This window comes from Hadarchaeum sp. (SeqCode) (genome assembly GCF_049969415.1).
Taxonomy (GTDB): Archaea; Hadarchaeota; Hadarchaeia; order Hadarchaeales; family Hadarchaeaceae; genus Hadarchaeum.
Map to the genome: position 1 here is coordinate 1 of NZ_JBMFOX010000002.1, position 19817 is coordinate 19817.

The 19817-nt window shown below is 52.4% G+C and carries 23 protein-coding genes, 1 tRNA gene and 1 pseudogene; 16 read left to right on the forward strand and 9 right to left on the reverse strand.

The genetic code is table 11. The features are described from left to right. Nucleotides 1–208: 208 nt before the first annotated feature. Nucleotides 209–1105 (reverse strand): DDE-type integrase/transposase/recombinase, encoded by an 897-nt coding sequence (locus ACP5PX_RS00695; protein ID WP_428082974.1) that lies wholly within the window; start codon nt 1103–1105, stop codon nt 209–211. A 108-nt stretch (nt 1106–1213) separates the two neighbouring features. Between ACP5PX_RS00695 and ACP5PX_RS00700 the strand changes: the two genes are divergently transcribed. Next, the gene (locus ACP5PX_RS00700) at nt 1214–1948 is read left to right on the forward strand and encodes an ABC transporter ATP-binding protein (RefSeq protein WP_428082976.1); all 735 of its coding nucleotides are present in this window, start codon (nt 1214–1216) and stop codon (nt 1946–1948) included. 22 nt (nt 1949–1970) lie between these two features. Further along, entirely contained in the window at nt 1971–2678 is a 708-nt protein-coding gene (locus ACP5PX_RS00705) for an ABC transporter permease (protein WP_428082978.1), read from the forward strand. A 68-nt stretch (nt 2679–2746) separates the two neighbouring features. Here ACP5PX_RS00705 and ACP5PX_RS00710 read toward each other — a convergent pair whose 3' ends face one another. Next, a complete protein-coding gene (locus ACP5PX_RS00710; RefSeq protein ID WP_428082980.1) occupies nt 2747–2992 on the reverse strand; it encodes a glutaredoxin family protein in 246 nt (81 codons plus the stop codon). A 248-nt stretch (nt 2993–3240) separates the two neighbouring features. On the opposite strand from ACP5PX_RS00710, the gene ACP5PX_RS00715 reads away from it, so the two are divergent. The 4 genes from ACP5PX_RS00715 to ACP5PX_RS00730 all read left to right on the forward strand — a co-directional run bounded on the left by ACP5PX_RS00715 (nt 3241) and on the right by ACP5PX_RS00730 (nt 6291). Then, on the forward strand, nt 3241–3483 hold the full coding sequence (locus ACP5PX_RS00715; protein WP_428082982.1) for a ferredoxin: 243 nt from the start codon (nt 3241–3243) through the stop codon (nt 3481–3483). A 113-nt stretch (nt 3484–3596) separates the two neighbouring features. After that, nucleotides 3597–5108: a homocysteine biosynthesis protein gene (locus tag ACP5PX_RS00720; RefSeq protein WP_428082984.1), complete on the forward strand. Its 1512-nt coding sequence runs from the start codon at nt 3597–3599 to the stop codon at nt 5106–5108. A 1-nt stretch (nt 5109) separates the two neighbouring features. Continuing rightward, nucleotides 5110–5511, forward strand: coding sequence for a 4Fe-4S binding protein (locus ACP5PX_RS00725; protein WP_428082985.1), 402 nt, complete (start codon nt 5110–5112; stop codon nt 5509–5511). After that, nucleotides 5512–6291: a UPF0280 family protein gene (locus tag ACP5PX_RS00730; protein ID WP_428082987.1), complete on the forward strand. Its 780-nt coding sequence runs from the start codon at nt 5512–5514 to the stop codon at nt 6289–6291. 86 nt (nt 6292–6377) lie between these two features. On the opposite strand, the gene ACP5PX_RS00735 is transcribed toward ACP5PX_RS00730, so the two are convergent. Continuing rightward, nucleotides 6378–6974, reverse strand: coding sequence for a DUF169 domain-containing protein (locus ACP5PX_RS00735; protein ID WP_428082989.1), 597 nt, complete (start codon nt 6972–6974; stop codon nt 6378–6380). Nucleotides 6975–7175: 201 nt separating this feature from the next. Here ACP5PX_RS00735 and ACP5PX_RS00740 point away from each other — a divergent pair. The 4 genes from ACP5PX_RS00740 (at nt 7176) to ACP5PX_RS00755 (ending at nt 9719) form a co-directional block, all read left to right on the forward strand. Next, nucleotides 7176–7249, forward strand: a tRNA-Cys gene (locus ACP5PX_RS00740). A gap of 105 nt (nt 7250–7354) precedes the next feature. Then, nucleotides 7355–8563, forward strand: a complete 1209-nt coding sequence (pscS, locus tag ACP5PX_RS00745; protein WP_428082991.1) for an O-phospho-L-seryl-tRNA:Cys-tRNA synthase — start codon at nt 7355–7357, stop codon at nt 8561–8563. A gap of 54 nt (nt 8564–8617) precedes the next feature. Then, the gene (locus tag ACP5PX_RS00750) at nt 8618–9493 is read left to right on the forward strand and encodes a HesA/MoeB/ThiF family protein (RefSeq protein WP_428082993.1); all 876 of its coding nucleotides are present in this window, start codon (nt 8618–8620) and stop codon (nt 9491–9493) included. Further along, on the forward strand, nt 9474–9719 hold the full coding sequence (locus tag ACP5PX_RS00755) for a sulfurtransferase TusA family protein (protein ID WP_428082995.1): 246 nt from the start codon (nt 9474–9476) through the stop codon (nt 9717–9719). The genes ACP5PX_RS00750 and ACP5PX_RS00755 overlap by 20 nt, the downstream gene beginning before the upstream one ends. Here the strand turns inward: ACP5PX_RS00755 and ACP5PX_RS00760 are convergent. Beyond that, nucleotides 9697–10128: a Mov34/MPN/PAD-1 family protein gene (locus ACP5PX_RS00760; RefSeq protein WP_428082998.1), complete on the reverse strand. Its 432-nt coding sequence runs from the start codon at nt 10126–10128 to the stop codon at nt 9697–9699. The genes ACP5PX_RS00755 and ACP5PX_RS00760 overlap by 23 nt on opposite strands. A 4-nt stretch (nt 10129–10132) precedes the next feature. Next, complete coding sequence (locus tag ACP5PX_RS00765) at nt 10133–10777, reverse strand: PD-(D/E)XK nuclease family protein (protein WP_428083000.1); 645 nt, start codon at nt 10775–10777, stop codon at nt 10133–10135. A gap of 116 nt (nt 10778–10893) precedes the next feature. Here ACP5PX_RS00765 and ACP5PX_RS00770 point away from each other — a divergent pair, with 116 nt between their 5' ends. Continuing rightward, nucleotides 10894–11022 (forward strand): hypothetical protein, encoded by a 129-nt coding sequence (locus tag ACP5PX_RS00770; RefSeq protein WP_428083002.1) that lies wholly within the window; start codon nt 10894–10896, stop codon nt 11020–11022. Nucleotides 11023–11269: 247 nt separating this feature from the next. Here ACP5PX_RS00770 and ACP5PX_RS00775 read toward each other — a convergent pair whose 3' ends face one another. Then, nucleotides 11270–11563 (reverse strand): Dam-replacing domain protein, encoded by a 294-nt coding sequence (locus tag ACP5PX_RS00775; protein ID WP_428083198.1) that lies wholly within the window; start codon nt 11561–11563, stop codon nt 11270–11272. A gap of 21 nt (nt 11564–11584) precedes the next feature. Next, nucleotides 11585–12069 (reverse strand): annotated as a pseudogene (locus tag ACP5PX_RS00780) (DpnI domain-containing protein); the annotation flags it as partial. A gap of 143 nt (nt 12070–12212) precedes the next feature. Here ACP5PX_RS00780 and ACP5PX_RS00785 point away from each other — a divergent pair. Beyond that, nucleotides 12213–13877, forward strand: a complete 1665-nt coding sequence (locus tag ACP5PX_RS00785) for an ATP-dependent DNA ligase (RefSeq protein WP_428083004.1) — start codon at nt 12213–12215, stop codon at nt 13875–13877. Between the two features lie 3 nt (nt 13878–13880). Here ACP5PX_RS00785 and udp read toward each other — a convergent pair whose 3' ends face one another. Continuing rightward, nucleotides 13881–14642, reverse strand: coding sequence for a uridine phosphorylase (gene udp / locus ACP5PX_RS00790; protein ID WP_428083006.1), 762 nt, complete (start codon nt 14640–14642; stop codon nt 13881–13883). A gap of 51 nt (nt 14643–14693) precedes the next feature. Beyond that, on the reverse strand, nt 14694–15524 hold the full coding sequence (locus tag ACP5PX_RS00795) for a DMT family transporter (RefSeq protein WP_428083008.1): 831 nt from the start codon (nt 15522–15524) through the stop codon (nt 14694–14696). Nucleotides 15525–16266: 742 nt separating this feature from the next. On the opposite strand from ACP5PX_RS00795, the gene ACP5PX_RS00800 reads away from it, so the two are divergent. The 4 genes from ACP5PX_RS00800 to ACP5PX_RS00815 all read left to right on the forward strand — a co-directional run bounded on the left by ACP5PX_RS00800 (nt 16267) and on the right by ACP5PX_RS00815 (nt 19783). Beyond that, nucleotides 16267–16674 (forward strand): hypothetical protein, encoded by a 408-nt coding sequence (locus ACP5PX_RS00800; protein ID WP_428083010.1) that lies wholly within the window; start codon nt 16267–16269, stop codon nt 16672–16674. 115 nt (nt 16675–16789) lie between these two features. Further along, nucleotides 16790–17974, forward strand: a complete 1185-nt coding sequence (locus tag ACP5PX_RS00805; RefSeq protein WP_428083012.1) for an NEW3 domain-containing protein — start codon at nt 16790–16792, stop codon at nt 17972–17974. Between the two features lie 4 nt (nt 17975–17978). Then, nucleotides 17979–18911, forward strand: coding sequence for an ABC transporter ATP-binding protein (locus ACP5PX_RS00810; RefSeq protein ID WP_428083014.1), 933 nt, complete (start codon nt 17979–17981; stop codon nt 18909–18911). Next, entirely contained in the window at nt 18908–19783 is an 876-nt protein-coding gene (locus tag ACP5PX_RS00815; RefSeq protein WP_428083016.1) for an ABC transporter permease, read from the forward strand. Before ACP5PX_RS00810 ends, ACP5PX_RS00815 begins: the two co-directional genes overlap by 4 nt. Nucleotides 19784–19817 lie beyond the last annotated feature (34 nt).

Sequence of the window (19817 nt, forward strand, 5' to 3'; positions counted from 1 at the left end):
GGATTAAAATGGAAAAGGGTCAGGCGGATCTCCTTCGAAATTTTGACTTCGCCGAGATTTTCACGTTGAAAGAGCCCCTCACCTCACGACCGTCGTGAGAAGTAGACCCCCGATTTCTGTACCCCAAAAACTCGTCTGAGGGGTAGGACAAGCCTCGTGAGATACTCACAGCTAGGGCTGGCGGGCAGCTCTGTGCTATCGCTGGCGCTTACCGTGCGGCGATGGAGATCAAGTCCGCGAGCCTGTCCCTGCCCAGCCCCGGCCAAACGCCGGCCCGGTGGGCTGGAGTTTCCCTGTTTCCGTGGCGCACGAAGTTCACTATCGCCCGGTAAAGGCGGACGAAAGCTTGGGCCGAGCGGAAGCTCTTGAAGCTGCGCATGACCTTGTACCGCTGCTTGAGGTCTCCGTTTCGGCGCTCGATCGGGTTGTTGTTGAACCGAAGGCCGAACTGTTTGCACGCAATCGGCACGCCGTGCACGAGCCTTGCTATCCGGTAGAAATATCGGTTGAAGGCGCACTTGATCGCGCCCCACTTGTCGCTGACGAAGGTCACGAGCCTTCGTTCCTTGGGCGGCTTTTCGCGCTCGCGCTCGAAAACCCCGCGTATCTGGCCCCCGAGGCGCTTTTTCAGGCGCGCGAAGAACCCGTCGTAGGCTTCAAGGTCCCTCCTCTCCGACAGCACGGCCTCCGGGCAGTAGCCCGTCCGGGAGTCGACCGTGTGTATGACGCAGTGCCTGCGCCCGCGGACCTCGACGAAGACCTCATCCACGTGCATGCGCCCCTTGATCTCAGGCTTCTGCTTGCGCTCGAACCGCTCGATGAGCTCCGAGTACTCCTTCACCCAGCTGAGCATCGCGTGGTCGCTTGGCCGATACCCGAAGTGCTGCCAGAGGAAGTCCCTGATCTTGCTGAGCGACAGCCCCTCCACGTACAGGTGCAGTGCCTGCACGATCACTTCCTTAGGGTAGTGCTTGCCCTCGAAGCCGTCGCGCTCGACGAAATACCGATTGCAGTCCTTGCACCGGTATCCCTGGCTGGTTCTGTACTTGCCTTTGTACTTGCCCGCCTTCTTCACCCGCTCCGAACCACAGTCTGGACACTTCAATTCGCTTCACTCCTGACCCCCCTCCTCAGTCCAGCCCCGAAGATAATTGGCCCTGTCAGGTCAAAAATTTGAAGGAAAACCTTAAACGGAAAAAAATAGCATATTAGTATGTACTATCTCGAAGTGAAAAATTTAACGAAGAAATACGGTAATGTTACAGCGTTATCCAATTTTTCCTTAGAGATAAAAAAAGGCGAGCTGGTTTGTGTTATAGGACAATCCGGATGTGGTAAGTCCACATTATTAGGGTGTATATCGGGGATAAAAAGTATCGACGGGGGGTCAATAAAATTTGAGGGCGGACTTAAAAAACCAAAAATAGCGGCCGTGTTTCAAGAGGACCGGTTACTCCCTTGGTACACGGCAGAAAAAAATATTGAGCTGGCTGTGGAACAGTTTTATACCGACCCTGAAGAAAAAAGGAAGAGAATTGAAAAGGTATTGGATTTGGTGCGTTTGAAGGGCGCCAAACATAAGTATCCTTTGGAGCTATCCGGTGGTATGAGACAACGTATTTCAATAGCTAGGGCGTTGGCAATAGATCCCGATTTGCTTCTTATGGATGAACCATTTAGTAGTTTGGACGAGATAACCGCAGAACATCTGAGAATTGAACTCGAAAGGATATGGCGGGAAACCAAGAAGACCATTATCTTCATAACGCATGATATAAGCGAGGCCGTTTGTTTGGGCGACAGAATAATCGTAATGACAGGAGCGCCGGGGAGAAACTTCGGTGAAATTAAGGTCAATCTCAGACGTCCCCGCAACAAAACTTCAGAAGCATTTTTCTCGGTCTTAAAAAAGGCCACGAGGATGCTTGCCGATGCCTCCAAAGCTTAAAGGTACAGAAATTTTTAAGAGGTTGTTAATCGGGCTGGCCATCGTGGTGGCAGTATGGTACCTACTTTCTTTTTTGAACCCAGTGGTGCCACCACCTCACACTATTTTGAGTTATATGCTTGAAATTGAAAAAATTGGAACTCACTTCTTTACCACTCTTTATCGCATAGGATCTGCCTTTGCGCTTTCAGTTTTAATTGGCTTGTTTCTTGGAATGGCTATGGGGAGGTTTAAGACGGTTGAAGCCTTGCTGGGATCCTTTGTGGGCTTTGTTTTAACAATCCCAGCGACAATCTGGGCTTTTTTAGCTTTTATCTTGTTTGGGGTAACAACGTGGTCGGTGATTTTCGTCGCCATGATAACCACTTTTCCAATAGTGGCTTTTAGCATTACCGAGGGTATCAAAAGCAGGGACGTGCGCTACGATGAAATGGCCGATGTTTTTGGATTCAGCAGATGGAAGAAAATCAGGCGGGTCTTTTTGCCCTACCTGTTTCCCTACATCATCGGTTCGGCAAGATCGGCTTTCGGAGTAGGCGTGAAGTTGATCATAATCGCGGAATTGATAGGTACAACAGTTGGTGCGGGCCTACAGCTCCTTTATTACTACGGTATGGGAATGTTTGTTTATGTATACAGCTATGCAATACTTTTGATAGCCATCTACGTTGTTTTCGATTTAGTTATTTTCGGTGCCATTGAACGTTACGCTACGCGATGGAAAAGATAAGTTTGTGCTACCAATCTTATATCCATTAAATGACATCGGCCTGTGGAGCATCAATTGATTTTAAAAGGTTAGAGTTTAAGCATCCTTCTAATCGCCTCTCGGTTGAACCCGACGATTATTTCTCCGTTGATATCCAGCACCGGTACACCCATTTGACCTGATTTCTCCACCATTTCCACCGCAGCGGCTCTGTCGCTAGCGACGTTTTTCTCGATAAATTCAACGCCGTGTTCTCGCAGGAAATTTTTGGCCATAGTACAGTAGGGACAGGTCGGAGTGGTATAGATTTTAACCACAGTTTTTTTCTCCACCATGTTATACCCCAATATCAAATTTCATTTCAGCTATATTAACACTTTGCAACATCGGAGTTCAGACGGATGCCTCCAACTGTAGGTCAATTGGCGTGCAACCCGAGCCGTTGATTTTTAGCCGTGCGTTTCAAGTTCTGGTGATTTAAACTAAAATTTGATGGCTTGTTTCGAGATGAGCTTTCTCCGGTGGAATTGGCGGCAGGAAAGGGTAAAATTATTGGGATAGAAGAATTGAATGGTGACGGTTGATGTCAGCATTAGCGGTTCGCGTGGATCGGGATAGCTGCATTGGTTGTGGTGCATGTTGGATCTCTTGTCCGGATGTGTTCGAGCAAAACCAAGAAGACGGTCACAGCCAGATAGTTAAGCAGTATCGAGTGGGAAACCACCTCAGTGAAGGAATAATCCCCCCTGATTTGGAGGGTTGTGCTAGAAGCGCTGAGGAATCATGTCCCGTGCAGATTATTCACCTGACTCAAAGTGAGCGGTAAAAGAGCAAGAACTCATGCCCTCTGCTCGGCCGCTGCTCTATTATTCCTAGTAGTAATTATCTAACAGAAAGATATAAATACCAGTAATTATTAATTTCTTTCAATTTAAGGTGATGAATCTGGAGAAAACGGTGGTCAGAAAATCGGTGGCGGAAATAAACGAAAAAATCAAGCGTGGTGGTGCCGTTGTAGTGACCGCCGAGGAGATGGTTGAGATCGTTAGGGAAAAGGGACCCATCGATGCCGCCAAGGAGGTCGATGTTGTCACTACAGGTACCTTCGGGGCCATGTGCAGTTCAGGCGCTTGGTTGAACTTCGGCCACTCCGACCCGCCGATAAAAATGCAGCGCGTCTGGATAAACGATGTTGAGGCCTACACGGGCGTCGCTGCCGTTGATGCCTACATCGGGGCCACGCAGCTGAGTGAGACCAAAGGCATGGACTACGGCGGTGGTCATGTCATTGAGGATTTAGTCCGAGGAAAAGAGGTCGAGGTTAGGGCCACCGCTTACGGCACCGACTGCTACCCGCGGACCCAAATCGAGACCCAAGTTACCATAGAGGATTTGAATCAGGCGGTGCTCTGTAACCCCAGAAACGCTTATCAGAAGTACACAGCTGCCACCAACTCCAGAAGTGAGACCATTTACACCTATATGGGCACGCTTCTCCCGAGATACGGTAATGTTACCTATTCCGGGGCGGGGGAGCTAAGCCCGCTGAATAAAGATCCCAATTATGAGACCATCGGAATCGGCACGCGTATCTTTCTTTGCGGTGCCCAGGGGTACATTTTCTGGGAAGGCACCCAGCACAACCCCACCAAGGCTCTAGGCACGATCATGACGGTTGGTAACCTTAGGGAGATGAACGCGCGCTACCTGCGCGGCGCAAGTATCAACAGATATGGGACCTCCCTCTACGTGGGGCTTGGCATTCCGATTCCGATAATAAATGAACGCGTGGCTAAAACCGCAGGAACTGGTGACGACGAGATTAAGACCAATATCGTCGATTACGGCGTCCCTAGGCGAGACCGCCCCGTGGTCAGGGAAGTTACCTATGCCGAACTGAAATCGGGTAAGGTAAGGATTGGGGATCGAGATGTTCCGGTTAGCCCGCTGAGCAGCCTCAAGCGCGCGAGGGAAATTGCCAACGTTTTGAAAAAGTGGATTGTCGAGAAGAGATTTTTCCTCTCGGAGCCGGTTGAGAGATTGTCCACCGACAGGATATTTAAGCCGATGAAACAGTTGGCTGTGGTCTCCTTCGCCAAGGATCTAATGGTGAAAACCGTGGTGACGGCCAAACCCAGCGACACAATTGTCAGCGCAGCCAAGTTAATTGCTGAAAGAGGGTTTGATCATCTACCCATAGTTGACGATGAAGGGAAGCTCGTGGGAATAGTGACATCCTGGGACATTGCCGTGGCCGTGGCTACAAAGAAAAAGAAACTTTCCGAGATCATGACGACGAAGGTCATCACAGCTAGGGAAGACGAACCCGTAGAGCTAGTGGCCAGAAAACTGGAGAAGTACGGCATCTCAGGAGTCCCGGTTGTCGGATCAAAGGGTGAGCTTAAAGGGATAATCACCAGCGATGATTTATCCAAGTTGCTGAGGCGATAGAATGGCGCGAAAAATTTTGTTGAACTATTCGGTGGAAAAAGTCAAGGAGCCGATTTTGTCTGAGGTAATCAGGGAAACAGGTTTGGCCCTTAACATCCTTTACGCCGAGTTCGGGGCAAAGGGCGGAGAAATCCTCATTTCCGTCGAGGCTCCGGATCCGGACGTGGAACGGGCCGTTGAACTCTTCAGAAAGAAGGGTTTGGAAGTAAAGGAGATCAAACGCGCGATTCGCCTCGACCGTGAATCCTGCATCGACTGTGGGGCCTGCTTGTCCCTCTGTCCAAGCGGAGCGCTCTACCAAGACAAGGACAACACCGTCCTGCTTGATGAGGACAAATGCGTTTACTGCGAACTCTGCGTACCGGCCTGCCCGGTAAGGGCGCTGGAGCTGTCGAAGTTCTAGGTGGTCCTCACGTTTGAACGGACGTGGTCCTTCAAGGAGACCCACCTACGGATAAAGTGTGACTTCGATCAGGCAATAGATGCCGCCATTTCCGCCGCGCTCAGGGCCCGCATAGAAATCGAGCGTTTGATTCTGACATGTCCTGAGTTCCGCTGGTCTCTTGAACCCGTGAAACTGGAAGGAAACCATCCACGAGTCATCGAGCTGATGTTGCTGGCTAGCGAGTTGGCTAGTGTTGGGCCTTTTGCAGCCGTTGCTGGGGCGATTTCGCAGGTCGCGGCCGAGGCAGCTCTGGCCGCCGGCGCTAAAAATGTGCTGGTCGACAACGGCGGTGATATCTCGATCTTTGGCGACAAGGAATTTCGCGTCGGGATTTTTGCAGGTGCAGCGGCCGGGTCGGGAAAGCTGGGTTTTCTGGTCAAAAAAGAGGAGCTGCCTATAGGGATATGCGCCAGTTCCGGCACCGTGGGGCATTCGCTGAGCTTCGGTTGGGCCGACGTGGCCGTCGCCGTCGCCGATGACGCCGCCTTGGCCGACGCCGCCGCGACCTCGATAGGCAATGCGGTCTGCGGTGACGATGTTGAGCAATCCATTAAATCGGGTTTGGAAAGGGCCAAGAATATACCGGAAATTAGGGGATGCTTGATAATTAGGGATAAGCATGTTGGAGCTTGGGGAAAATTGCCCGAACTCATAAGCATTGGCGAATCGCGCGAGCTCCTAACCACCCTGCAAAAATACCGGGTTTATAGAAGCGACGTTGAACAGATTGTTGGATGAAGTTCGGATGGTTTAGCTGAATTTAGAAAGAGTTACCAAATGATGGTGAGAAAAAAGTTAGCCTGCATTGGCCTAACCCTTCTTGATTAAACCGGTATAGCCAAACTATCTACCAGCTTTAAAAAGTCGGCAAAGGGCAAACCTAGCGCCAGCTCGTTTGGCGAATAACCGGCCAGTTCCCTAGCGCCACCGCAGAGGAGCGTCAGATTGGGCCTGTGCTCCATAAACGGTATGGCCACGGCCTCTCCAGCAATTGCCCCGCCGTGGCAGGTCATGCTCGCCTCAAGAGGCTTCTTCAGGCTTTTAGTGAGCGCCTGCACCACCAGCATGGCATGGGCAGGATCGGTTATGACAACAACGACGTCGGGTTCGATTTCGATTTTCTCCAGCGGCGCGACCACGATGGACTTCGTCTTTGCTGGTTTGACGCGGGGATAAAGATCCACATATTGAGGCTCCCTGTAACCGAGGATTACCCGTGTGCTAAAGTTGCTGAGGTCGTCCGCGCCAATGACATGGATTTCACCGGTGTAGGCGGTTTTTCTCACCAGTTCACAGAAAAGAGAAGGGACGGAGGGCCTGTTGCCTGCGATCGGCCTTTCCGAGATGTGTATGGCAACGGGGCTGGTATTGATCTGAAACGCCTCTTTAAAATTCCGGGACAGCGAGGCATAATTCCTCAACTTTAATCACCTCACTGATTTTGTTGGGCGAGCATTTATACAACACCGGTTTTGATATCAAAATCTATAAATATAACGATGTTATAATAATTTAAAAACCAGCGGTAAAGGTTTACCAGCGAAACGGCTTCCATGGAAAATCAAAAACCGCTGGACGATGGGCGGTACAGAAAATTGGAAAAGCTTGGCTTGAACCGGCGGGCCAGGGTGGCCGATTGGCTAGGCAGTGGGCTGCAGACCCACCTAAGCAGGTTCAATTCCTGCCCCTGGCTCCACGAAGTTGGCTGAGCAGGAACAATGCTGATGGGTGAACGTTAATATTTGCTGAGTTGATATGATAAAGAAGAGCAGGTAGATCAGAGGGATGGTGAAAATAAATTATGCCCAAGATACCAAAGGACCGGCTTGAAATTTACCGGGAGCTGAAGCGCGATTTCAGCGAGGATAAATTCATCAATTTGCATCCGATTCAGCGCGGCGGCGTGCTGTCTCCGGAGGCCAGAAGAGCCATCATTGAATTTGCCGACGGTTATTCCACCTGCGACTGGTGCCCGCCCAAGACGGCGAGGCTCGACATGATTCAGCGGCCGCCGATTGCCCAGTTCATGCAGGATCTCGCCGAATTTTTGGGAATGGACGTGGCCCGTGTCGTGACCCGGTGCCGCGAGGCGCAGTTCATCGCCTTCACCATGCTCGGCAATCCTGGAGACTATGTGATCTTGGACAGCCTCGCCCACTATTCCACCTACACCGCCGCCGAGCTGGCGCGGCTCCGGATAAAGGAGGTACCTCACGGTGGTTATCCTGAATTTAGGCTTAAGCTAGACGCATATGCGGACAAGATTGAGGAGGTCAGGAGGGAGACAGGGAAGTTGCCGGCGGCAGTTTTGCTCACGCATGTGGATTACCTTTACGGCAACCTCAATGATGCCGCGGTGGTCGGAAAAATTTGCAAGGAATATGGCGTCCCCTTCATCCTGAATGCCGCCTACAGCGCCGGAGTGATGAATGTCGACGGGAAAAAGTTAGGCGCCGACATCATCACCTCCAGCGGACACAAGTCTTGGGCGGCCAGCGCCCCGACGGGAATTCTAGCCGCGACAGAGGAGATGGGCGAGAAACTGTTCGCCCGCTCCAGAATAGTTGGTGATTGGAGCCAGCGGAAGTTCAGCTTCAAGGAGTACGCGCTGCTTGGCTGCACGGTGATGGGTGCTCCACTGATGACCCTGATCGCCTCGTTCCCCCACGTGGTCGAGCGCGTGGAGAGGTGGCCCCAAGAGGTGGAGAACACCAGATACTTGGTCGAACAGCTGGAGAGGATCGAGGGCACCCGCCAGATTGGTGTCAGGCCGAAGGAGCACACGCTGACGCATATGGAGTCGGATGGATTTTACCGGGTTTCACAGACCCACAAGCGGAAGGGCTACTTCCTCTATGAGGAGCTCAGACGCCGTGGCATCGTCGGCATCCAGCCCGGTCTGACCAGGCACTTCAAGTTCAACACCTACGGGCTTCCGCGGGAAAAGGTGGAGAGAGTTGCTCAGGCCTTTCTAGAGATAGCCGAGGAACAGAAACTGAAGGCCAGTTGAGAACTGGTCTTGAAGGTTAAATATACCCGTCGTGATGGGTAATTGGTGTCTTGTGTGGAGAAGACCAACCGTGATTCGAAACAGCCCGGTGGAAGAATTTTCTTTGGATTGACGCAGGACCAGCTCGTGCGCTACAGCCGTCAGCTGATCCTTAAGGAGGTTGGCGGAAAGGGTCAGAAGAAGCTGATGCATTCCAAGGTGCTTATCATCGGCGCCGGTGGTCTGGGGTCCCCAGCTGCCCTGTACTTGGCCGCGGCTGGTGTGGGCAGGATTGGAATAGTCGATTCCGACAAGGTTGACCTCAGCAACCTGCAGCGACAGATCATCCATTCAAAGGGTTTCATCGGCAAGCCCAAAGCAGCCTCGGCGAAAAATGCCATTCTCGCGCTGAACCCTGAGGTGGAGGTTGTCACCTTTGAACAGCGCCTTACTCCGGAAAACGCCCTCGACATCATAGGCGGCTGGGACTTTGTGGTCGACGGCAGCGATAATTTTCCGACCAAGTTCCTCGTCAACGATGCCTGCGTGCTCAAGGGTGTGCCGTTCTCGCACGCCGGCGTCCTCAGGTTCATCGGGATGACGATGACCGTTCTGCCGCGGAAGGGTCCTTGCTACCGTTGCCTCGTCAAGGAAGCGCCTCCTCCCGGAGCGGTGCCCACCTGTCAGGAGGCCGGAGTGCTGGGGACGGTGCCGGGCGTCATGGGAACTATTCAGGCGACCGAGGCCATCAAATTCCTACTCGGCGTGGGTAGTCTCCTCATCGGCCGGGTTCTCTACTTCGACGCGCTTAGCCTGAGGTTCGACCAATTTGAGCTGAAGAGAAATCCAAAATGCCCGTCCTGCGGGGACAGACCGCTCATCAGAGACCTATCTCAGGTCGACTACGGAACCGCCTGCAGGGTGAGATCAGATGTCCAAGGTGAAGGTTGATCGCACCATCGACATCCGGGGTGAGGTCTGCCCCTACACCTTCGTTAAGTCTAAGCTGGCCCTCGAGGAGCTGAATGGTGGGCAGGTGCTGGAGATATTTTTGGATCATGATCCTGCGGTGGAGAATGTTCCCCGCAGTTTGGAGTCGGACGGGCACAGGATTCTCGCTGTGGAGAAGATTGAAGGAGGCTGGAGGATTCTGGTCAGGAAGGTCCAGTCTCGATAACCTCTAGCTCAACGTCGCAAACCTTACCTTCCTGCATCGTAAACGCCTTTATCTCCGAGATCGCATCCTTGCTCATTCCTATGATTACCCACACTAGGTGGCCCCAGAACTTCATGAACGCAGCGTCCCGGGCGCTGACGTAGGCATGGAGGTTGGGATGGGAGTGATAAACGCCGATGAGCTGCAGCCCGCGTTTTTCTGCGCCCCTATAGACTTCATAGACAAACTGCGGGTCCGCCTCGAAGGCTACTGGAGAGTCGAGCGTGTTCTTGGCCTTGACCACCTCCCTGACATCAAACACCCCCTTTGCCGAAGTCCCGACTAACAGGCCGACGCACTCGTAAGGATAGGCCTCCCGCGCATGGGCCTCGATTTTTTTGAGATCCGATGATTTTATCTTTAGTTTCATCGTCTCACTCAGAAAGAACCCTGCCCACCTGTTCCAGCCAGAGACACATCTCGCAGTCCTCGCTCCGTGGAGGTGGCCTTTCCAGTTCCAAAATTTTCCTTGCCTTGGCCAGTACCGGCAGCACCCGGCTGGAATCGGTTTTCGCCGGGACCGCCGTGATTTTAAAAGGGAAGCAGCTCTCCGAGATATTTCCCGGCTCGGGCGTGAAATAGAGAAGGAAACCACCCATCACCGGCCCGTAGCCGTTGTGCTCGAGCAGATAGGCGTAGCCGTCGAGCTGCATCTGATAGTAGCGCGGTATCTCTCGCGGGGGTCGGCCGGTCTTGTAGTCGATAATGTGATAACCTTTATCCGGACTCTGCACCAGGGCGTCCAATTTTCCTCTCAAGGTGATGCCGCTAGCGGGGTCAGTCGCCGTTAGCGTTTTGTTGATATCCAAGAATTTGCCCTTGACCGGAAACCAGTTGGGCAGATTGGATTTTCCGATGAACTGCTTCATGAAACCCTTGATCACCGAGTCCATCTGGCTGGTTATGCCGGCGACAATTGCCGGTGCCGGACCGATGCGCTCGGCCAGCCAGAAGCAGAGGGGGCAGTCGAGCACAGACTGGAGTTCGGTGACGCTGATTTCCGTTCTCATTAAGATCATAGAACATTTTGGCGGTAGTGCTTAAAAATAAGGACAAGCCCGGGTTAAAATTGAGAAGTTTCCTTGTTTGAGGGCAGCTTGCCCTTTAAACGGATTTTGATCCATAATTTACTGAAGTGCCGACATGCTCCGTCTGCGGCCGGAACTTTCCCGAGGAGAAGATGTGTTACTGCAGCGAATGTGGTAGGAGGTATTGTGAGGACTGCGCTGTTGAGGGGCCGTCGATGTTGGCGCTGGGCGTCTGACCCGACTGTGAGGAGAGCTGGCAGGCAGAAGATGATATGGACGAAGAATGATTGAATTTTACTCCGAAATTTTTAATTTTTATTCGTGCATAAAGTGCTTTATTCCTTGATAGTCCTTCGGTAAAATTCTCCGGAAATTTTGGCCAATTAGGTTGTTTAGTTATTTTCTTATTCTGCTAGGGCGAAATGAGGCTCTGCACGCTTAAAGTTCGGCAGATTTTTGCAGGGCAATAGTATTCTTGACGGGTTAACTTCCTGAAGGCCTATCGGGAGGAAAATCCCTGACCCGGTAAATTCCCTTCCCCAGGAACTCAATTATGCCTTGATCTCGCAGAATCTGCAACTGTTGACGGATTTTTGGCCGGACGTTTTTGTTGGCGGGATGAAGCCTGGCTAGCTTTTCCTCGAACGCGTAGATGTCAGCCAAGGTGAAAATCTCACGATTAAGGTTTCTTATTCCGGCGAGCACGTCTGACAGCCAGCCGCGGGAGCGGACTGGACGGTCCTTCAGAAAGATGAATCTTTTCCAGTTTTCTCTCACGATGATTTTAGGTATTTCAACTCCGTTTTCGATTATAAAAATTCTGGCGTCTGGAGGCAGGTTGTCCAACAAAATGTTGGAGCCGACCCAGCCGTGTCTTCTTGCCCTAGCGCTAAGGGGTTTTCTCTTTTCGATTATTGATTCAGAAATGAAGTGTTTGGGTACAGCGAAGAGGTTGGAAATGACCAAGGCATTGGGATTATAGTGCAGAAATAAGTTCGGGATGGTCCCCGCGTAGATTGCCTTAATTTTGGGGTCATACGCCGAATTCATTACCCGTTGGCCAAAAGGATGGCTCTGGCTCTTCAGCTGGTAGATTCTTCACAACGGGGACAAACAAAATCGATTACTCTTTTTCCCGCCGGTGTGGGTTGTAAATTTTCCGAAGGACAGGCGAGACAATACAGGTTTTCACCCGCCCAACTTTCAGTTAGTATTTTAGCGCGTTGTGAGGGGCTTTTGTAACCCTTGACCAGATCAGATCTTAGTTCTAAGTTCAACCCCATCCCAAAATCAGTGAGCCAGCGGGATCTAAAGATCTTTCGAGTTAGCTACATTATTATTTTTTTTCAAAATGTGGATTGTTGGGTTTTAATGCGGTTGAATCAGGTTGATATATTTTTTCCAGTCTCCAAAATTTAGTTCGATGTTGTTCCTAGCGCTGGCTGAGGTCTGTGAGAAAATTAGCGCCGCCGCCAAGCGCAGCGAGATGATCACACTGGTCACTGATTTCTTGAAAAGTTTGAGTCTCGCGGAGCTGGAGACGGCCTCCTGTATGCTCTTGGGCCGCCCCTTCCCGAACACGAGCCAGTTGCGATTGGATGTGAGCTGGGCAACTCTCGTCGATATCATCCTTCGGATAACAGGTGCTGGCGGCAGCGAGTTAGCCGCTGCTTTCAGCCGGACCGGTGACATCGGTGCCGCGACGGAAATTCTCTTTGAGTCGCGAACTAAGCGCCAGCAGATCTTTGCGCTGAAACCTCTGCATATCGCGGAAGTGAATGAAGTGTTGAAAAAGGTTGCTAGCTTTAGTGGTCCCGGAGCGAGGAAGAAGAAGGAGCGGTTGCTCGAGGGGCTCTTGAATCGATGCAACCCGCTTGAGGCCAAGTACCTCGTCAAGATTGTCACGGGTGAGATGCGCACCGGTTTTAAGGAGGGACTGATGGAGCTGGCCGTGGCTCGGGCCTTCCGGGTCCCCGTCGGCTTGGTGCGGAGGGCAGTGATGTTTGTGGGCGATATTGCGATCGTCGCCGGAATTGCAGCCAAGTCCGGTGAGGATGGTCTGAAAATAGTTGGCCCAACCCCGATGAGACCCATCAGCCCTATGCTTGCCCAAGTCGCCCGAGATATCGATGAAGCGATTGAGATACACGGAGGAACCACAATCCTTGAGTACAAGCTCGATGGTGCCAGGGTCCAAGTGCACAAGCGGGAAAATGAGGTCAGAATATTCAGCCGCCGCGTGAGCGATGTAACCGGCAGCCTTCCGGAGATAAAAAATCTGGTCCATCGGGAGCTTCAAGCCACCGAGGCAATTGTGGAAGGAGAGGTCATCGCGGTGGCCAAAGATGGCTATCCACTACCGTTCCAATCGCTGTTGCAACGCTTCAGGCGAGAAAGGGAAGTGGAGAAGATGTCTAGAGAGATTCCGGTCAGGCTGTATCTTTTTGACTTGCTCTACCTCGACGGACTAAGCTTCGTGGACCAGCCCTGCGAGGAGCGCCGGAGGAGGTTGAGAGAGATAGCCGGCAACATCGAACTGACCGAGCAGCTGAGAACTTCCAGAGCAGATCTGGGTAAGGATTTCTTGGTGCGGGCCTTGAGGGCAGGGCATGAGGGGCTGATGGCAAAGAAACCGGGCAGTCAGTATGTCCCCGGCGTTAGGGGAAAGCTCTGGCTCAAGATAAAACCCATTCTTGAACCCCTTGATCTTGTGGTAGTTGGCGCTGAGTTTGGTTACGGGAGAAGACATCAGTGGCTCTCCGATTACTACTTGGCAGCGCGTGATGAGAACACTGGAAATTTTGAGATCGTTGGAAAGACCTTCAAAGGTCTGAGCGACGATGAGATCAAGGAAATGACCCGGGAATTGCAGAATCTTGTGGTCAGGCTGGAAGGGAGGAGGGTCTGGGTTCTGCCGAGGATAGTAGTTGAGATCGCCTACAATGAGATACAGCGCAGCTCCAAGTATCCCTGCGGCATGGCGCTTCGGTTTGCTAGGATAATTAGGCTGCGCCCTGACAAGTCGCCCATGGAAGCCGACACCATTCAAAGAGTTCAAGAAATTTTTGAGAAGCAGGTCAAGAGAATTTAGGCCTCATGGTTTCTTTTCGTTTTGTCTTGCCAAGATTTTCACGGCGCCAATGGCAACTTTTATCGCATTCTCGACCGCAGGCAGGGGGCGGACAACTTTTCCCACTGGACCGATTATCGCCAGCACGCCGCCGCTGCGCCACCCGTTTACTCCGGCTACGGTGAAAATAGTTGCACATTCCATCTCGGTCGCTATCACCCTCGCGCGTCGCCAGAGCCCCCAGAGCTCCTCCGCTTGTTTGGACAGAGGGACACGACCGGGCTCCTCTGCATAAAATGCGTCCTTGGAGACCACCACCCCTAGGCGATATCTTACCCCCAGTTCCTTCGCCGAGGCAACCAGAGCGTTGGTGACCTCAAGGTCCGCCACTGCAGGATAGCTGAGAGGTACATACTGCTGAGAAGTCCCCTCCTCCCTGACGGCGGCTTGGGCGATGACGATATCTCCCACCTTCACATTTTTGCCTAGAGCTCCAGCTGTACCGACCCTGATGAATGTGTCCGCTCCGCATTTAGCCAGTTCTTCGACGGCGATGGCAGCCGAGGGGCCACCGATTCCCGTCGATGTCACGCTGGTGGGTGTTTCGTCGACTTTGCCGGTGAAGGTGCGGAATTCCCGGTTGTAGGCAATTTCTTTGGTCTCATCAAAATGCTTTGCAATCAACTCCGCCCTTGCTGGGTCGCCAGGGAGCAGAACGTACCGAGCCACCTCTCCTGGTCCGACGCCGATGTGATATTCCTTTCCACTCATCAAGCGTTTCTGCATCTGAACCACTTTTACATTACTCAGCCAGATTTAAAGCGCCTGATTGTCAGTTCAGACGGCGGCCAGAATCACCCCGAGCAAGACAACTATCATCCCCACGGCGGCCCTGAGATACGGTTTCTCCCCAATGATGAGGATGCTGAGAAGGAAACCAAAAGGAATGACGGCGGAGGAAAAAGGCGACAGAGAACTCACCTTCTCCACCTCTAAGGCGAACATGAAAAGAAAGGTGGCCAAATGGCTGAAAAAAGTTGAAGCAAGGGTGAGCGCTAGGATGTTTTTACTTAGTTTCTGGCCTTTCCATGATCTCTTGAGCAGGGAAATTAAGTTGAGTAGCGCCGCCGCTGCAACCACCGAGATCCAGATAAACGCGAGGACATTTATCTCCAAGTTGATTGCCATTTTTCTCAGCACGAGGTCCAGACCCCAGAGAATCGCCGATACCATTGATAGCGGCACCGCGAAGCGCCACTGGTCGGTCTCCTTTTCCCTCGGCATGAAAAGGAGAGACCCGCCGACGACAAGTGCTAGGGAAAGCGGCAGCAGCGGGTTGATTTCTTCACCAATTAGGAAAATGGCGAACAGAGCGGTCCAGACCGGGGAGGCGTTGCCGATGGTGATGACCTTGTGCGCCGGAGCGCGCTTCATACAGTAAAATAGTATCAGGAGAGCAACCGCAAGCCCAAACAGTCCAGCAGTTACGGCGAGGAGCGTCGGCCAAGTGCCAGCGGTTTTTGGCCTTAGCAGTAAAAAGACAGGAAGCAGTGCCAACGCCACCGAGGAAAAACGGATGGCGCTGAAGGTTATCGGGTCTAACTCCTTCATGACCAGCTTGCCCAGAACCTGTCCCATCGCCCAGAAGAAGGCAGCCGCCAACGCCAAGGTGATCGGTATGAGCTCCGTAGTCCCAACAACCTAGTAGCTGATGAAAGTAAAAAAAGATTATTACAGCCAACGGGCGTTGTCAACTGTCTTAAATTTCATTTGACAAAAAATCTGCCGGAAATCATTAGCCAGATTTGCGGATGTACGGCTGATTTAGGTTAAAAAGTTTTATTTTTCCATCGTTTTCCCGTTCAACTCGGCCAGCCTTACCACTATGCCAAGCAACCGTTCACTTGCCTTCTTCGGCAAAACGTTCGTACCAGCCAGCGATTATTTGCTCGGCAGGTTTCTCCCTCAAACGTATCATCTCAAAGTCTCTATCTTCACTAGCAACCTCAAATTAATAATACCCCTTCGAATCCGTGGTTGCTAGTAGCCCGGACAGCCCGCCCAACCGAGTAGTGACTTCAGATGGGGTATTACCGGCGCTGTCCTCAATATAACCGATTACTTTTGTTTTTGGGTTGTTGGCGGTGTGGTCGATGAGGGAGTGGACTGAGTCGGTTGGAAAGGGGTTTGAGTCGGCGAGTTGGAACACAGCCCGACATCAAAAATGGTCAATACCTACAACAACAACGATGCCCACAATCGCGAGCGTTAAAACCATCTTTAAGTTTATCCTTTCACCAGCATCTGATGATCAACTTTTGGCTTTACTCTTTATAAGTCTTGTTTGAATTTGCTAAAAAGATAAACGTATTTAGCAGGTGTTGGTAATTTTAGCTTGGGTTTGGATTTTATGCCGCAAGAAGCTGGAACACTGCCACCGCCTCCTCCGGCTTCCGCGCCCTCGAAGAACTTCGTGACCATCGTCATCGGCCTGTCCTTGGTTGCCATTGGCGCCATATTGATCAACCACGGCATGAATGCGGTGCAGACCGAGATTGCGCTGATAGTTGGTGTGGGGCTGATAGCGGCCGGCGGACTCTTGGTTTTCGCGGGCGCCAGCCGCGTGTGTCAGCGAGCCTGGGTCAACCTAGGCATGCTCATCGTTGGGATATGCCTTCTGGTCGCTAGCGGGACGCAGCTTTCCTCCAACTGGAGCAAGGCAGTATACGGCATTGTTTTGACCGTCGTGGGCATCGCCATGATAGTGGCCGGAGTCGAAATCGCGAAAAACGGCTGGGAAAAATACGCGAAAAAGTAGATTTGTGGCCTAGTTTGTCCAAAAGTTGACAATGTTTTTATTATAAAACCTGCGTAGCCTGAATCTTCCAGATAAAAACTTAAATATAATGTTTATACCAAGTAATGAAAAGGTGGTGGGTCTGAAAATATCCTTTAGAGTGCCGGTGATTTTGGTATCGGCGCTAATTCTTATCCTAGCTTTAAGCTCAACATCCGTTGCTACCTCAGAAGGGGTTAAGATCACAACATCTTTCCCTAGGATCGAGGTCAATCCTGGCCAGAACATCCAACTGACGGTGAACGTAAACAATCTCAGCGCTGATTATCAGACGCTCAGCCTGCAGGTCGCGGCTCCGGAGGGTTGGCAGGCGAACTTGAAGAGTGGCGGTTACTTGGTCAAGATGGTTACATTAGCGCCTTTTGAAAATCAACCCATCTCTCTTACGATAACCCAGCCCACAGGGGTGAGCCTTGGTTCCTACACAGTGGTGATTAATGCGTTGGATAGTTCGGGCAACATAATCGATTCGCTGAGCATCGTAGTTGATGTAGCCGAGGTTTCACCGCTGGGCCTTACCCTCAGCACCACCAGCCCATCTATCGAGGGGCCGGCGGGGAAGAGCTTTCAGTTCTCGGTTGATCTGGTGAATGAAACCGGGGAGGAGCGGGACATCGACCTCTCCTACATTGCACCGGCCAACTGGACCGTTACCTTTTCTCCTGGGTATGAGTCGACGCTTATACGCACGATTCACATGAAAGCCGGGGCGAGACAGACCTTGAGGATAACCGTTACTCCGGCGTCGACCGCCGATGCGGGTGAGTATCCAATCACGGTTTTGGCAACGTCGGGCGCCTACAGTCAGTCCTTGGATCTAAAGGCGATAATTACCGGAACTTACACCATGGACCTGTCCACCTCTGATGGTCTCTTGAATCTGAGCGCTCCGCAGGGGGAGGTTAGCACCGTTACCCTAGTGGTCAGCAACACGGGCTCGGGGACGCTGGAGAAGATGGGCTTTAGGTCCAGCGGCCCCAGCGGCTGGGAGATAAAGTTCGATCCCGATCAGATTTCGTCTATTCTTCCCGGCTCCTCGGCTCAGGTGGTGGTGAGCATAAAGCCTCCCGCTGACGCGATACCTGGTGACTACAGCCTCCGGATTACCGCATCCACCAGCGGCAGCAACTCGGTCTCCAAAACCATTGAACTCAGGGTCACCGTTTTGGGCTCGATAGTCTGGGGAATCGTGGGTTTGGTCATAATCATCATCGTCGTGTTGGGGTTGGTCTTCATATTCTGGCGCTTGGGCAGAAGGTAGTCATATGGACCAGACCTTGGCCATAGAGACCCACGACCTGACCAAGAGGTACAATGACTTTGTCGCGGTTGACCGGTTGAACCTGTCGATTAGAGCAGGTGAACTCTTCGGGCTGTTGGGACCCAACGGGGCCGGCAAGACCACAACCGTGCTGATGCTGCTGGGACTCACCGAGCCGTCGGCCGGGACCTGCCGGGTCTTCGCTCACGACCCGTTCAGGGAACCGCTGAAGGTCAAGAGCATCACTGGTTATCTGGCCGAGAGGACGGGCCTCTACGAGGATTTGACTCCGGAACAGAATCTAAGGTACATCACCAAGCTGAACCGGATACCGGAGGAGGAAGCGCGCAAGCGCATCCAGGAAGCCTTGACAAGCGTTGGGGCCACCGGTTATGCTGATGTCAAAGTGGGGAAGCTGTCTCGTGGGATGAGGCAGAGGGTGGGCATCGCGGGGGTGCTGGTCAAGAAACCTAAGGTGGCCATCTTCGACGAGCCGACCCAGGGGCTCGACCCGGAGGGGAAAAATGAGTTGCTTGAGTTAATGAAGCGCATCAGCAAGGAGGGGGGGACAACCGTGCTTCTGCTCTCCCACATGCTCGCGGATGTCCAGCACACCTGTGACCGCATCGGTATAATGCTTAGAGGCAAAATGTTTGCGCTTGGCACCATCGAGGAGCTGAGGACGATGACTAAGGAGGACTGGGTGATCGACATCGAGGCCGACGACATCCCTCCGAAGCTCGTCCACGACCTGTCCTCGCTGCACGGCGTAAAGGGTGTCGATCGGTCTGGCAAGGTTATCACGGTCAGGTCGGAGAAGGACATTAGGCAGGCCATCATGGAGGTCTTTCTAAGCAACAGGGCTGTTCCCATCAGTCTGCGGGCGCGGGAGAGGTCTCTTGAGGAGATTTATCTGGGTTATCTGGGGGAGAGATGATGGTCGGGACCCGCGAGATCTTCATCAAGGAGCTTTCCGATAACCTAGGAAGCAAGAGGTTCTGGTTGCTGTTTTTCATCATCTACGCGCTGGGTATTTTCATGACCTACGGAGCGGTTCAGAACTTGGGGCTGCAGAGGACCTTGGGTGAAAACGTGTTTCTGCAGCTCTTCGTCATCGGCGCGCAGGGGCTGCCCTCGTTCCTCTGGGTGGTCATCTACATCGCCCCGCTGTTGGGCTTCATCTTCACTTTCGACACGATTAACCGGGAGATCTCCAGTGGCACGCTGGGCAATGTCCTTTCCCAGCCCGTGCACCGGGATTCCGTGATCAACGCCAAGTTTCTGGCGGGCGTGGCTACCATCGCCATCACCCTAGTCGGCGTGATCTTCATTGAGATTGGTTTTGCCATTCGGGCTTGGAGTACCCTGCCGACCTTTGAGGAGATAGGCCGAATCCTGATCTTCCTCCTCGTCAGTGTCGTTTACCTCTCCATCTGGGTCTCCCTGGGACTACTGTTTTCGGTGATCTTCAGAAGGGAGGGGACCTCGGCGCTGGCTTCGGTTGCCGTCTGGCTTTTCTTCAGCTTTTTCATCTACATGATCGCCTCCCCGCTCAACAGCCTAACGCTGCTGTACTTTTCACCGAACTACATCTTCCTTGAAGCCGCCTACGTGCTGCTCAGCCCCACCGTGAGAATCCTAGGCCCAGTGTCGATTGAGAAGTTGTACGGGATGATCGCCACCCCGCTGCCGTTGGACCAGAGCTTGCTGCTGGTCTGGTCGCACATAACGACCCTGGTCGCGGTTACGTTTATCATCTTCGCCTTTTCCTATGTGAAGTTCATGAGGCAGGAGATCAGGGCCATCTAGTCGATAATTTTTAAATTAGATTCCGCCCCGTGCT

What these genes read in the sequence shown, in the direction of transcription:
- ACP5PX_RS00725 (WP_428082985.1), top strand. Translation starts at nt 5,110, where the DNA reads ATGGCGCGAAAAATTTTGTTGAACTATTCGGTGGAAAAAGTCAAGGAG.
- ACP5PX_RS00755 (WP_428082995.1), top strand. Translation starts at nt 9,474, where the DNA reads ATGTCCAAGGTGAAGGTTGATCGCACCATCGACATCCGGGGTGAGGTC.
- ACP5PX_RS00710 (WP_428082980.1), bottom strand. Translation starts at nt 2,992, where the DNA reads ATGGTGGAGAAAAAAACTGTGGTTAAAATCTATACCACTCCGACCTGT.
- ACP5PX_RS00800 (WP_428083010.1), top strand. Translation starts at nt 16,267, where the DNA reads ATGCCGCAAGAAGCTGGAACACTGCCACCGCCTCCTCCGGCTTCCGCG.
- ACP5PX_RS00700 (WP_428082976.1), top strand. Translation starts at nt 1,214, where the DNA reads ATGTACTATCTCGAAGTGAAAAATTTAACGAAGAAATACGGTAATGTT.
- ACP5PX_RS00815 (WP_428083016.1), top strand. Translation starts at nt 18,908, where the DNA reads ATGATGGTCGGGACCCGCGAGATCTTCATCAAGGAGCTTTCCGATAAC.
- ACP5PX_RS00765 (WP_428083000.1), bottom strand. Translation starts at nt 10,777, where the DNA reads ATGATCTTAATGAGAACGGAAATCAGCGTCACCGAACTCCAGTCTGTG.
- ACP5PX_RS00715 (WP_428082982.1), top strand. Translation starts at nt 3,241, where the DNA reads ATGTCAGCATTAGCGGTTCGCGTGGATCGGGATAGCTGCATTGGTTGT.
- ACP5PX_RS00810 (WP_428083014.1), top strand. Translation starts at nt 17,979, where the DNA reads ATGGACCAGACCTTGGCCATAGAGACCCACGACCTGACCAAGAGGTAC.
- pscS (WP_428082991.1), top strand. Translation starts at nt 7,355, where the DNA reads ATGCCCAAGATACCAAAGGACCGGCTTGAAATTTACCGGGAGCTGAAG.
- udp (WP_428083006.1), bottom strand. Translation starts at nt 14,642, where the DNA reads ATGCAGAAACGCTTGATGAGTGGAAAGGAATATCACATCGGCGTCGGA.
- ACP5PX_RS00760 (WP_428082998.1), bottom strand. Translation starts at nt 10,128, where the DNA reads ATGAAACTAAAGATAAAATCATCGGATCTCAAAAAAATCGAGGCCCAT.
- ACP5PX_RS00720 (WP_428082984.1), top strand. Translation starts at nt 3,597, where the DNA reads ATGAATCTGGAGAAAACGGTGGTCAGAAAATCGGTGGCGGAAATAAAC.